This window comes from Pseudochrobactrum sp. AO18b (assembly GCF_000409565.1).
Lineage (GTDB): Bacteria > Pseudomonadota > Alphaproteobacteria > Rhizobiales > Rhizobiaceae > Pseudochrobactrum > Pseudochrobactrum saccharolyticum.
This window is the reverse complement of sequence record NZ_ANNO01000183.1, coordinates 1-13,005: the sequence shown is the minus strand read 5'-3', so window position 1 is coordinate 13,005 and position 13,005 is coordinate 1. Positions and strand designations below refer to the sequence as shown.

The window sequence follows — 13,005 nt, the reverse complement described above, 5'->3', positions numbered from 1 at the left end:
AACCATAAAAAAAAGAGGGGCATTTAATGCCCCTCTTTTTATTGAAAATATTCAGTTTTATATATGAGCGATACAGAGTACCGCATATGAAAACAGGCACAAATTCGTAAATCAGCCCGTTATTTTGCTGCTGTTCTGATTGATGTGATAATATCATCGACGACAGTTTCAACCAGTTTATGGTCGTCACCCTCAGCCATTACACGGATCAGAGGTTCAGTCCCTGAAGGGCGGATCACAACACGGCCGGTGCTGCCAAGAGCATTCTTGCCTTCTTCGATCGCCTGAATAACTGTTTTATTCTCAAGCAATTTTCCGCCGGCAACACGGATGTTTTTAAGAATCTGCGGCACGGGTTGGAATTTACGGCAAACTTCGCTCAGCGGACGTCCCTGCTCCTGCATAACAGCAAGAATTTGCAGCGCAGAGATCAAACCATCGCCGGTCGTACCAAATTCAGACAGCACAATATGGCCGGACTGCTCGCCACCAACATTAAAACCGTTCTCACGCATATGTTCAACAACGTAACGGTCACCGACTTTGGTGCGCGCCAGTGTCAGCCCCTGATCGCCGAGGAAACGCTCCAGACCAAGATTGGACATAATGGTCGCAACAATACCGCCGCCAACGAGACGCCCGCTCTTTGACCAGCTTTCCGCAATCACAGCCATCAGCTGATCGCCGTCAATGATGGTGCCGTTTTCATCAACCATCAGCACACGATCCGCATCACCATCAAGGGCAATACCGACATCGGCGCGGGTTTCATGAACTTTACGGATCAGGCCTTCCGGATGTGTAGAACCGCAATCCTCATTAATATTCGTACCATTCGGCGTATTATTAATGGTGATAACTTCAGCACCGAGTTCCCACAAAGCAGCCGGTGCCACTTTATAGGCTGCACCATTGGCGCAATCGACTACAATACGCAGACCATTCAGCGACAAATGACGCGGCATCGTACGCTTGGCAAACTCAATATACCGGTAAATATCGCCGTCAACGCGTTTCGCCCGACCAACTTCGCCATGGCTGCTCATATGCGCGCTCATGTCATCATCAATCAGCTTTTCAATCTGCAATTCCAGCGCGTCTGACAATTTGTAACCGTCAGGGCCAAACAGCTTAATACCGTTATCATAATAAGGATTATGCGAGGCGGAGATCATCACACCGATATCTGCACGCAATGAACGGCACAGCATGGCAACAGCCGGTGTCGGGATCGGCCCCAGAAGAAACACTTCCATGCCCATGGAGGTAAAACCGGCAACAAGCGCATTTTCCAGCATATAGCCTGAACGACGGGTATCCTTGCCGATCACCACACGCTGCCCCTGCCCGCCATCGCGGAATGACAAGCCTACAGCCATACCGACCCGCATAGCGATATCCGGCGTCATCGGAAAAGAATTAGCCTTACCGCGAATGCCGTCAGTACCAAAATATTTACGGGACATATTCAAGCCTTTTCTTTGCGCAGTGCCATACCTGCCTTATTCTAAAGAACAGAAAACAGGCTTCTCTTAAAACTAGCAATGCAGCGATTTTATATCTCTTGTCAAATATCCAGACCATGAAACTGATCATCTGGTAAACAGATCCGCTCAGGATATTTAAATTGCTGCCTCCGAATGACACAGCGTGCCCGTTCAGATCAACGAAATAAAAAACCGGGCTTTAAAAGCCCGGTTCTTATTTAACACAGTCGTTACCGGTACAAGTCTTATGCCTGTGGTTCAGGCTTCATATCCTGTCCGGCTTCCGGCTCAGCATCAGGCTTCTTGCGCGATGCACCGGCTTTAGGAACGCCCGATCCGCGCGATGAGGATGAATCATCGCCTGTATCACGGTTCGGTTTCTGACCGGCGATCAGCTGTTTGATCTCTTCACCGCTCAGGGTTTCATATTCCAGCAGGCCTTCAGCAATGGCGACCCATGCATCATGCTTTTCTGTCAGAATACGGCGCGCTTCGACATAGGCATTGTCAATCAGCTCACGAACTTCCGCATCAATCAGCTGGGCTGTTGCTTCAGAAACATTCTGCGTACGCGATACGGAATGACCGAGGAAAACCTCTTCCTGATTTTCGCCATAGGCAACATAACCGAGCTTTTCAGAAAAGCCCCAGCGGGTCACCATTGCACGGGCAAGCTTGGTTGCCTGCTCAATATCGGATGACGCACCGGATGTGATGTTTTCCTTACCGAATTTCAGTTCTTCGGCAATACGGCCACCCATCATGATTGCAAGGCGCGACACCATCCACTTATAGCTCATGGAATATTTGTCGCCTTCCGGCAGCTGCATCACCATACCCAGCGCACGACCGCGCGGAATGATGGTTGCCTTATGGACCGGATCAGCCACAGGCACATTCATCGCCACAATCGCATGACCGGATTCATGATAGGCGGTCAGTTCTTTTTCTGCCTGCGTCATCGCCGAAGAACGGCGTTCCGCACCCATCATGATCTTGTCTTTGGCGTCTTCAAATTCCTGCATAGTCACCAGACGCTTGTTCCGGCGTGCAGTCATCAGTGCAGCTTCATTGACGAGGTTCATCAGATCCGCACCGGAGAAACCAGGCGTACCGCGGGCAAGAACTTTCAGATCGACATTCGGTGCCAGCGGTACATTACGCACATGCACTCTGAGGATCTGTTCACGGCCGCTCACATCCGGATTAGGCACAACAACCTGACGGTCGAAACGACCCGGACGGAGAAGCGCAGGATCAAGCACGTCAGGACGGTTGGTTGCAGCAATCAGAATAATATTCTCATTGGCTTCGAAACCATCCATCTCAACCAGCAACTGGTTCAGCGTCTGTTCGCGTTCATCATTACCACCGCCTAAGCCCGCACCACGGTGACGACCGACGGCATCGATTTCGTCGATGAAGATAATGCAGGGAGAGTTCTTTTTTGCCTGTTCAAACATATCGCGGACACGGCTTGCACCGACACCAACAAACATTTCAACAAAGTCAGAACCGGAAATTGTAAAGAACGGCACATTGGCTTCACCGGCAACAGAACGCGCCAGCAAAGTTTTACCGGTTCCCGGAGGGCCTACGAGCAGCACACCGCGCGGAATTTTACCGCCGAGACGCTGGAATTTCTGCGGATCACGCAAGAATTCAACGATTTCTTCCAGATCTTCCTTGGCTTCGTCAACACCGGCAACGTCCTGAAAGGTCACACGGCCATGCGCCTCAGTCAGAAGTTTCGCCTTGGATTTACCGAAGCCCATCGCACCGCGTGAACCGCCCTGCATCTGACGCATGAAGAAAATCCACACGCCGAGGATCAGGATCATAGGCAGCCATGACAGAAGAATACCGAACAGCGATCCCGAGCCATCGCTTTCAGGCTTTGCGGTAATCGCAACATTTTTCTCTTCAAGGCGGCCGATCAGGCTGGCATCCGAAGGGGAATAGGTCTGGAATGTCGCATTATTATCAGCATAGGAACCGACGATGCGCGGGCCGGTAATGGTGACGGATTTAACCCGTCCGCCCGATACATCTTCAATAAATTGCGAATAAGGAATCTCACGAGACGACGCGCGTTGCGCCGGACTCTGAAACAGGTTGAATAATGCAACCAGCAGGAGAGCAATGATCGCCCAGAGGGCGAAGTTGCGATAATTTGGATTCATCTCGGGTCCAATCGATTACCAACGTCTTTCCGGCTCATCTGCCGTTTTGGCGCTTTCCGGAAAAATATTCAAACCTAACATAGGTTCGATGCACGGCCTTGCCAAGGCGGTGTACAGCTTCATAAGTGATTCTTCTGCATTCTTTGCAGAATTTACCTGTAATTATGGTTGAAAGGCATGGTTAAAAGCCCTTTTACAACCTGTGCGACCTCAAAATCATGGCCGGAAAGCACCCTGTCAAAACAGGCAAGAGTGCGTTTTATCCGAACTTCAGAACTTTGCGGAACCAGACCGGACAATGCAGGAAAACCGGTCACCACCCCGTCACAAAAGACAGCCGGTGCAGCGAGCAAACTGTTGCGGTCAAAATATCCCTGTTTCCCCTCTCCTGTTCCTATCTTGTGCTGTCGCAAATAAGCAGACAACTGCTTTTCACTCAGCGCAGCAATGATAAGCAGTTCTGCTCCCTCATTGCGGATATGATAACGCCCGTCCCACAAGACCTCTTCTTCCCTCTGCAATGGAATTACGGGCAAATTACGTCGTTCACGGCGGATAATCGTCCCATGACGGGATTTTTCAATCACACAGCGATGCAGGGTTTTCCTTTGTTTGGCCGGTATTGAAGGTTTATCAAGCCAGTTGGTAAGATCAGCACAATCCTGCAGTGCCGGTAAAAAAGCCTGCCCGCCGATAGCAGCCAGCAAATAACCCAGTGTCAGCGGGATAATATCCCGATCTGATGCATCCCATCCGGCAGGTAAAAACAAACTGTCGCCGGCAAGCAGCCTGATCTGGCTGTCTTCCTGTTTCAGCAAGTCAGCCACGCAGTGATTATCTGCACGTCTTCGCACTGCTGCAGCATCAGCGGTTTGCAACAAAGCTGGCTTATCCAGCATTTTCGCAGCCTGCCTCACCCGCGGGCGCTCATAGGCGGGATTCTCATTGCTCGGATCATCCACCCAACGGATATTTTGTGCTGATAAAAAACCTCTCAGCTCATCCCGCCAGATATCCAGCAGCGGGCGGCACAGCAGAACCTTCGTTTGCAACAGAGTTTGCACAGCCATAGCGGCAAGCCCGCGCTCAGCTCCGACAAGACCAGCTGCCAAGCCTTCTCTTTCCCGACGCATCAGATATGTCTCGACCTGATCGTCAGCCGTATGTCCTGTCAGAATAATAGCGGCCTTATGCTGACATGCCGCCTGCACCAGCAGATCATAGCGTGCAGAACGGGCAGCAGACGCAAGACCACTGGCAGGCTTTTCGCCGGTCCAGCACAAAATCTGATGCGCACTGCCGATACTCTGACAAAACTCAGCAACACCCGCCGCTTCATCAGCAGATTCCGCGCGTAGTCTGTGATCGACAGTCACTGCGATCAGACGGCATTCCGGCAGCTTTTCTTGTAAATAAAGTCTGGTCAGCAGTAACAGTGCCAAAGAATCGCTGCCGCCTGAAACCGCAACAATCATCACCGACGGATGCTGCCCCGCCAGCGCATTATCAAAGCCTGCAAAAATTCGCGGCAGAAAATCCGGCATTAGTGTAGCGGTGCCACCGTCTGAAATTGCCGTCTTCGCAGCATTCACATCCGTACCCTGCATCCGGCGTCAGCCCCCTGTGCCATATTTATGAGCAGCGGTTCAGTTTACGCTCTTCATCCGCACGTTTCAGCACTGCCGGAGCGGCTGAAGGGAAACGGCTGCTGATTTTTGCCAGCGTCGCACAGGCAACTTCACGGTCATTCAGCTTGGCCATAGCCATACCGAGTTTCAGCATATTCTCCGCACCACGCTTGGAATCAGGAAAATCCCGCTGATTATCGATGAAAACCGTAGCTGATTCCGCAAAACGATCCTGTCCGTACAGTGCTTCACCCAGCCAGTAACGGGCATCTGATGTCATCGGATCGGCCGGATAGCGGTCGATATGCGCACGAAATGCCACTTCTGCCGAGCGGTAATCACCGGCAAGAATAAACTGATAGGCGGCATTATAAAGTTCGTTGGGATTGTCGGTCTGCGGCAGGGAAACCGTCTGCTGTGCCGGCTCGTCACTCAGGCTGCCGCCGATTACATTGCCACTGGAATCAAAGCGGATAGAGCCGAGCGCACGCGGAGCCTGCGATGTGACTGTAACCGGCGTTTGCTGACCAGTAGCAACGGAAGCGGCGGAATTATCTGTATTGGCATCCTGTGCAGGCTGGAAATCAGATGAATCCTGAGCGGTGTTGTCATTATCCGCACTCGCCGAAGCTGTCTGGCGCGGTTCCTTATCTGCTGAAGCACCGTCAGAGGATACAGCGGCAGAATCTGCCGCCGCTGTTTGTGTGGATTGATCAGAACCGGCGTCGGCCTTTTTCTTTTTTTCCAGCTCTTCAAAGCGGAATTCATTATCTTCCTGAATTTTACGCATCTGCTCCTGCATCTGCAAAATCTGGAAGTTCATTTCTTCAAGCTTGCCGGTCAGGTCACGAACCTGCTCCTGCAACTGAATTACCCGCTGATCACTGGCCTGAGCAAAGGCTGTTGTTCCGCCTGTTGCCATAGCCAGCAGCGGCAGCAAACTGACAGCCAGAGCCAGTCTTTTCATCGCTTTCTTCATTCGCAATACCTCATGCGCCCGAATTCTGTTCCAAGGGTCATCATCACATTCTCAGATGGACCGGTTCAATCTTTATAATCTCAGTTGAAATGGTGCAATTGAGTGCGGCCAAATTTTGGCTTTTATGTTCAAACTGAAAAAAGCGACCCTGAGGCCGCTTTTCCCATAAGTCTGTGTCTTTTTTATCGCGCAATTGTTACGAGCAGCGAAAAATGACTTTTTAGCTGCAGATTAGCTGCCGGCACCGTTCAGAACGGTTACTGCACGGCGGTTCTGCGACCAGCAGGAAATATTGTCGCAAACTGCAACCGGACGTTCCTTACCGTAGGAAACGGTGCGCATACGGTTAACCGGCACGCCGCGGGAAGCCAGATAATCACGGGCAGCAGCAGCACGACGCTGGCCAAGTGCCAGGTTGTACTCGCGTGTACCACGTTCATCCGAGTGACCTTCAACAGTGATCGAATAGTTCGGATAGCGGGCCAGCCACTGAGCCTGACGGGACAATGTCTGCTGTGCGTCAGCGCGGATCACGGAACTGTCGAGATCGAAGAACACGCGGTCACCGACATTCACGGTGAAGTCCTGTGCGGAACCGGCAACAGCACCATTGGCACCCATACCGTTCAGACCAAGATCACCTGCATTGTTCGGCAGGTTTTTCTTGTTGGCGCAACCGGCTACGGCAAGCGACAGGAAAAGGGCAACAGCAAACGGGCTGCGGGCAATCGACTGGGAACGGCGCATGGCCCGTACTCCTTAAGAATAATGCGTTTACATGATGTATGACTAACCAGATGATTAATCATATTGAGGTTAAAAACCGTTCAAATAACATGGTTAATTGTTACTTAATCAGCATAAAAACTCAAGATTTCTCCGTCAAAAATCCGTTTTTCGGCTCATTCACAGAGACAGTTTCAAGTGGTTCTTCCCTGATTTCAAAGCGAACCATTTATCGGCAACCTAGAAAGCAATGCGGCAAAAACACGGCTTGTTATCACAAAAGCCTGATTTGACTAAAGCATCAGTCCTCAAAAATAAGCTCTGTGTCCTATTCAGCACACAGAGCTTATCTCAAACTTAATTCAGCAATGGCGACCATGCCGGATCAGAGGCCGCATTCGGCGTCTGGATCTGGCGTTCATTGCGGCCGGTCAGATCAATCGTGTAGAGACGGGATGTACCGCCGCTTTCACGGAAGAACATCAGAACACGGCCGTTCGGTGCCCATGTCGGGCCTTCATTATGGAAGCCGCTTGTCAAAAGGCGCTCACCCGAACCATCGGTTTTCATCACGCCGATCGAGAACTGACCGCCGGACTGCTTGGTAAAGGCGATCAGATCGCCGCGCGGTGACCATACCGGTGTCGAATAGCTGCCGTTACCGAAAGAAACGCGCTGCGGGTTGGAGCCGTCGGCACCCATGACGTAAATCTGCTGGCGACCGCCACGATCGGATTCAAATACGATCTTGGAACCATCCGGCGAATAGGATGCCGAGGTATCAATGGCCTGACTGCTGGTCAGACGGGTGGTTGTGCGCGAACGCAGATCCATCGTGTAAATATTGGCGCTACCATCATCCTGCAGCAGGCTCATCACCACTTTCTGACCATCAGGAGAAAAGCGTGGTGCAATCGTCATGCCCGGGAAATTACCGACCAGTTCCTGCTGTCCTGTTTCCAGCTGCAGCAGGTAAACGCGCGGACGGTCACCGGCAAAAGACATATAAGTGATTTCCTGACGGCTTGGTGAGAAGCGCGGTGTCAGCACCAGATCTTTACCATTTGACAGATAACGCACATTCGCGCCGTCCTGATCCATGATCGCCAGACGCTTGACGCGTTTCTGCGCGCTGCCGGACTCATCAACAAATACGATACGTGTATCGAAATAGCCTTTTTCACCGGTCAGGCGCTCATAAATCGCATCGGCGATAATATGGGCAACGCGACGCTTGTTTTCCGGTGTTGTGAAAAACTGCTGGCCTGCAAGCTGCTGTCCGGCAAAAGTATCCCACAGACGGAACTCAGCTTTCAGACGGCCATCCGGCTGCTTGGTCACGCGGCCGGTAACCAGTGCCTGCGCATTGATGACTTTCCAGTCTTCAAAACGCGGTGCCACATCCGGATTGCTGATTTTTTCAATGAATGCTTTTTTGTCGATCGGCGCAAAAAGGCCGGAACGCTCAAGATCCGCAGCGATGATAGAGGTAATTTCCGCACCCAGCGCATCACCGGACAAGAAGTCGGTCAGAGCAATCGGCAGCGGGTCAACATTACCCTTGTTAATATTTACTTCCACAACGGCGCGTGCAGGCAGCACCGCAGCCGTGCTCACTGCCGCAGCGACAGCGAGAACTGAAAATAAGGTTTTAAACAGTGTTTTCATGATGGCGTGGACCTCGTTTGTCCTGATCATATTTGGTTCTGTGAGACGTCTCACATGCTTTGATATTGAAGAGCTTCACAGAAAGCCCCTGAAACCGGCGCTACGCAGCGCCGGTCCGTATTCCGTTTAGAACATTTCGCTCGGGTCAAAATTCACGATGACCGTCGCCCAGGTTTCATATTTATCCCGCGGCAGATTGTAAGGCGCTGCACGCATCACCGCACGCCGCGCACTGTCTGCTGCCGCACGGCCAACGATAGAATCGCCGCCTGTATAAGTGACTTCCGGCGAGCCGTTAATCGAGCCGTCTTCATTCAGCTGCATCTTAACGGTAATACGCAAATCAGCGGCATCGGCCACACCCGAAGGGATACTCCATTTGTCGCTGATCTGACCTTTCAGAGCATCCATTTCCGTCTGGCTGAGTTTAGCTCCGCCGGTCGTTTTCTTGGCACCAAAGGCTTCCTTGTCGGTAGAGCGTTTAGCTCCGCCACCTGCAGATTTCTCACGGTTCAAAAGAACGGCAACCTCGTCAGCCTTTGCATCTTTATCTTTCGACGTATTCTGCGCGGTTGTGCTTGGCTTTTCCGGTTTCTTCTCGTCTTTTTTCTTATCCTCAGCCTTGGCCGTTTCCGTTGGTTGCGGTTTCGGTTTGGCTTCCGGCGCCGGAACACGATCCGGCAATTTGACTTCTTCAGCCTGTTCCGGCTGCTGCGCAATTGCTTCCGCAACAGGATCCGGCTTCACCTCAGCCTTTGGTTCCGGCTTCGGCTCCACTTTTGGCTCCGGCGGCTTTACCGGTTCAGGCGGTTTAACCGGCTCCGGTTTTGGTTCAGGCTTGTTTTCCTGTACAGGTTCCGGCTTTTCAGCCGGTTTTTCCGCAGGTTTGGCCGCTTCTGCGGTTTCAACAGGCTTCGGCTTTTCATTCGGCATCGGCGGCGTCTTCAGATCAAGCTCGCTGTCGCCGGCATTTTCCGCTTGCTCAACCGTTTTCGGCTTAGTCGTTGGTTTTGGTGCTGCTTTTTCCGCTTTCGGCGCTTTTTTATCGCCCTGCTGTACCTGTGAAATATCTTCAATCGGTACAATATCGACAGGGAAGGATTCAGTATCAGTCATGTCAAAAGGCTTCGGCGAAGAGAACGAGAATAGTCCCCAGCCGATAATGACCACATGGATGAGTGTTGAGGAAGTCAGACCTGCCTTCATGATGGCGTCAGCTATCCTGCTCCTGGAGGGTCACCAGACCGATATTCTTGAAACCGGCAGCGGAAATACGTGACATCACTTTCATCACAGTACCGTAATCGGCATTTTTATCGCCGCGCACAAAAACGCGCTCTTCATAGCCGGTTTTGGCGATAGCTTCGAGTTTCGGCACCACTTCTGCAATGTCGATCTCGGTTTCCTGCAGATAGACCTGCCCCTTGTCATTCACGGACACGGTAATCGGCTGAGTATCGGCATTCAGCGCCTTAGCCTGCGTATCCGGCAGATCAATCGGCACACCGGAGGTGAGCAGCGGTGCGGACACCATGAAGATAATCAGCAGCACCAGCATCACATCCACGAAAGGTGTGATGTTGATTTCGCTCATCGGAGCCTTCTTGCCGCCGCGTCTGCGACGACCGCCTGCTCCGCCCTGACTTCCTAATGACATACCCATATCTGGAACCTTCCGGCCTTAATCTTTTGACCTGATATCCGGCCTGAATTTAAAACGACTGACGCACACAAACCGGATAATTTATCCGCGCGGCGTCAGCTTCTCATCAATTTGTCGCGACAGTATGGCCGAAAACTCATCGGCAAAACCTTCCATACGTGCGGTGATTTTTGCCGAGTCTGCGGTCAGCTTGTTATAGGCAATAACCGCAGGGATAGCGGCCAGAAGACCAATCGCCGTTGCAAGCAATGCTTCCGCAATACCCGGTGCCACAACGGCAAGACTCGTATTTTTGGAAGCAGCAATTGCCATGAACGAGGTCATAATACCGACAACGGTACCGAACAGACCGATAAATGGTGCAGATGTACCAATGGTGGCCAGAAAACCGAGGCGTGATTCCAGCTTGTCGTTTTCACGTGCTAAGGCCACATCCATCGCTTTTTCGATACGCATCTGCAACGCAATCGGGGAACGGGCGCCTTTTTCGAAAGACTTTTTCCACTCGCGCATTGCTGCCATGAAAATGGCGCTCATGCCGGTGGTACGGCGTTCACCGAGATTGCGGTATAATTCTTCCAAAGACTGGCCGGACCAGAAGACCTGCTCAAAACGCTCAATCGCACTTGTTGCACGGCGATAGGCCAGTGTCTTGTCGACGATAATCGCCCATGTCCAGATTGAGGCAGCCAGCAAGCCCAGCATGACCAGTTTCACAACCCAGTTGGCCTGCATGAACAGTCCCCAGAGACTGACATCAGCTGTATGTGCTGCAATGGGTAGCGTTTCCATTTGTCACCTGTCCTCGAATCCAAACGCCCGGCTCATCACCGGGCGGCAAAAGCAAAACGGTTCACCGCGCAGTTTTCTGCGCAACCGTTTCGATCTGTTGTTACCTTAAGCGGTCCGGATGCATTGTTTGCCTGCACGGCCCGCCGAATTGCTTTGCGCCGTATCTGCATAGTGCCGGACACAATCTTGTGCATGACCGGCTGTTTTGCTTTTTACGGTTAATTTTGGTGAAAGGAAGGCGACAGGCAGATTCATGCCCTCACCTCTCCGTCTTGGACTAAAGATGAACTATTATGGTTAAAGATAAGTTAGGATTCGCACTATTGCGGGCAATTTTACGTGCGGCGCCTGATTTTCCGCCGCCGGTTTTTGAGCCAGTACCACATTCAGCACTACCTGCGCGATCACACCCGATTTTTGAAATGACGCAGGATTATGCCCGTCCAATTGTCCCGGTTTGACGATGAAGGCATTTGCCAAAAGTTAAGCTGTAAACAGCGCTTTCCACTCTTTGGGCATCCGTTTCGGGCGACCCTGCTTATTAATCAATGCCGCTTCGACCTGTGCTTCAATCAGAAGCTCACCATTTTTGCGCTGAATGCGCTGGCGCATTGTCACCCGCGCACCGGAAGCTTCAGTCACGCAAGTCTCAATCACCAGCATATCATCAATGCGGGCAGGTAAACGGAAATCAATCTCCATGCGTCGCACGATCCAGACAATCGGCTCGCCAAGCTGCCCCTCTTCCAGCTGTGTATGATGCACACCTTTGAGACGCAGAAAATCAGTACGACCGCGCTCCAGAAACTCCAGATAACGGGCATGATAAACCACGCCGGAAAAATCCGTATCGGCATAATAGACCCGCGCCAGCAACCGGTGCCCTTCCGGTGTCAGCGTGCCATTAATCACTTCAGATTCAGCTGTGCTTAAATCGTCTGGAGCTGTTATATCCGGCATCAGGCTTCGTCCTCAAACAGGGTGATCTGCCGTGCAGCCAGATCTGTCGGTGCCGTCAGCCCCAGATGTTGCCATGCAACAGCTGTCAACACACGACCGCGCGGTGTGCGTTGCAAAAAACCCTGCTGGATCAGATAGGGTTCAATAATATCTTCAATCGCATCACGCGGTTCAGACAGACCAGCGGCAATCGTCTCAATCCCCACAGGTCCGCCGCCAAAATTGCGTGCAATCATATTAAGATAGCGACGATCCAGCTGATCGAGACCGATATTATCCACTTCGAGACGGATCAGCGCCTCATCGGCGATCTTCGCATCCACAATGTCTGCTTTTGCTACCAGCGCAAAGTCACGGACACGGCGCAGCAAACGCCCTGCAATACGCGGTGTTCCCCGTGCACGACGCGCAATCTCGCGTGCACCATCATCGGAAATATTCAGCTGCATCAGCCGCGCACCACGGCGCACAATATATTCCAGCTCATCAACCGTATAGAAATTCAGCCGTACCGGAATACCGAAACGGTCGCGCAAAGGCGTAGTCAGAAGACCGAGACGGGTTGTCGCCGCCACCAGCGTGAATTTCGCCAAATCAATCTTGACCGAACGCGCTGCAGGCCCTTCGCCGATAATCAGATCGAGCTGATAATCTTCCATCGCCGGATAGAGAATTTCTTCCACCGCAGGGCTGAGACGATGAATTTCGTCGATAAACAGCACATCGCGGTCTTCAAGATTGGTGAGCAATGCCGCCAGATCACCGGCTTTGGCAATCACCGGCCCTGAAGTGGAGCGGAAATTAACGCCGAGTTCCTTGGACATAATCTGAGCCAATGTGGTTTTGCCCAAGCCCGGAGGGCCGACAAACAACACATGATCCAGAGCTTCACCGCGGGTTTTGGCTGCTTCGATAAAAA

The 13,005-nt window shown here is 52.0% G+C and carries 11 protein-coding genes; all 11 read right to left on the bottom strand.

Annotated elements, in window-relative coordinates; genetic code table 11:
- Nucleotides 1-119: 119 nt before the first annotated feature.
- Entirely contained in the window at nt 120-1,466 is a 1,347-nt protein-coding gene (gene glmM, locus A918_RS0107910) for a phosphoglucosamine mutase (RefSeq protein WP_022710540.1), read from the bottom strand.
- A gap of 266 nt (nt 1,467-1,732) precedes the next feature.
- Complete coding sequence (ftsH, locus tag A918_RS0107900) at nt 1,733-3,670, bottom strand: ATP-dependent zinc metalloprotease FtsH (RefSeq protein ID WP_022710538.1); 1,938 nt, start codon at nt 3,668-3,670, stop codon at nt 1,733-1,735.
- A gap of 152 nt (nt 3,671-3,822) precedes the next feature.
- A complete protein-coding gene (gene tilS / locus A918_RS19855; protein ID WP_022710537.1) occupies nt 3,823-5,277 on the bottom strand; it encodes a tRNA lysidine(34) synthetase TilS in 1,455 nt (484 codons plus the stop codon).
- Between the two features lie 25 nt (nt 5,278-5,302).
- The gene (gene ybgF / locus A918_RS19850; protein ID WP_022710536.1) at nt 5,303-6,277 is read right to left on the bottom strand and encodes a tol-pal system protein YbgF; all 975 of its coding nucleotides are present in this window, start codon (nt 6,275-6,277) and stop codon (nt 5,303-5,305) included.
- A 231-nt stretch (nt 6,278-6,508) separates the two neighbouring features.
- Nucleotides 6,509-7,024, bottom strand: coding sequence for a peptidoglycan-associated lipoprotein Pal (gene pal / locus A918_RS0107885; protein WP_022710535.1), 516 nt, complete (start codon nt 7,022-7,024; stop codon nt 6,509-6,511).
- Nucleotides 7,025-7,360: 336 nt separating this feature from the next.
- Nucleotides 7,361-8,671 (bottom strand): Tol-Pal system beta propeller repeat protein TolB, encoded by a 1,311-nt coding sequence (tolB, locus tag A918_RS0107880; protein WP_022710534.1) that lies wholly within the window; start codon nt 8,669-8,671, stop codon nt 7,361-7,363.
- Nucleotides 8,672-8,797: 126 nt separating this feature from the next.
- Nucleotides 8,798-9,877 carry a hypothetical protein gene (locus A918_RS0107875; RefSeq protein WP_022710533.1) on the bottom strand — a complete coding sequence of 360 codons (1,080 nt, stop codon included), beginning with the start codon at nt 9,875-9,877 and terminating at the stop codon, nt 8,798-8,800.
- Between the two features lie 7 nt (nt 9,878-9,884).
- Nucleotides 9,885-10,334, bottom strand: coding sequence for a protein TolR (gene tolR / locus A918_RS0107870; protein ID WP_022710532.1), 450 nt, complete (start codon nt 10,332-10,334; stop codon nt 9,885-9,887).
- Between the two features lie 81 nt (nt 10,335-10,415).
- A complete protein-coding gene (gene tolQ, locus A918_RS0107865) occupies nt 10,416-11,126 on the bottom strand; it encodes a protein TolQ (RefSeq protein ID WP_022710531.1) in 711 nt (236 codons plus the stop codon).
- A gap of 483 nt (nt 11,127-11,609) precedes the next feature.
- Nucleotides 11,610-12,086 carry a tol-pal system-associated acyl-CoA thioesterase gene (ybgC, locus tag A918_RS0107855; protein WP_022710529.1) on the bottom strand — a complete coding sequence of 159 codons (477 nt, stop codon included), beginning with the start codon at nt 12,084-12,086 and terminating at the stop codon, nt 11,610-11,612.
- The coding region (gene ruvB / locus A918_RS0107850) for a Holliday junction branch migration DNA helicase RuvB (protein WP_022710528.1) at nt 12,086-13,005 on the bottom strand (920 nt) is incomplete at its 5' end. The genes ruvB and ybgC, both read right to left, overlap by 1 nt.

Excerpts from the sequence above, each read along its gene's own strand:
- glmM (WP_022710540.1), bottom strand. The coding sequence starts at position 1,466 with ATGTCCCGTAAATATTTTGGTACTGACGGCATTCGCGGTAAGGCTAAT.
- ftsH (WP_022710538.1), bottom strand. The coding sequence starts at position 3,670 with ATGAATCCAAATTATCGCAACTTCGCCCTCTGGGCGATCATTGCTCTC.
- tilS (WP_022710537.1), bottom strand. The coding sequence starts at position 5,277 with ATGCAGGGTACGGATGTGAATGCTGCGAAGACGGCAATTTCAGACGGT.
- ybgF (WP_022710536.1), bottom strand. The coding sequence starts at position 6,277 with ATGAAGAAAGCGATGAAAAGACTGGCTCTGGCTGTCAGTTTGCTGCCG.
- pal (WP_022710535.1), bottom strand. The coding sequence starts at position 7,024 with ATGCGCCGTTCCCAGTCGATTGCCCGCAGCCCGTTTGCTGTTGCCCTT.
- tolB (WP_022710534.1), bottom strand. The coding sequence starts at position 8,671 with ATGAAAACACTGTTTAAAACCTTATTTTCAGTTCTCGCTGTCGCTGCG.
- A918_RS0107875 (WP_022710533.1), bottom strand. The coding sequence starts at position 9,877 with ATGAAGGCAGGTCTGACTTCCTCAACACTCATCCATGTGGTCATTATC.
- tolR (WP_022710532.1), bottom strand. The coding sequence starts at position 10,334 with ATGGGTATGTCATTAGGAAGTCAGGGCGGAGCAGGCGGTCGTCGCAGA.
- tolQ (WP_022710531.1), bottom strand. The coding sequence starts at position 11,126 with ATGGAAACGCTACCCATTGCAGCACATACAGCTGATGTCAGTCTCTGG.
- ybgC (WP_022710529.1), bottom strand. The coding sequence starts at position 12,086 with ATGCCGGATATAACAGCTCCAGACGATTTAAGCACAGCTGAATCTGAA.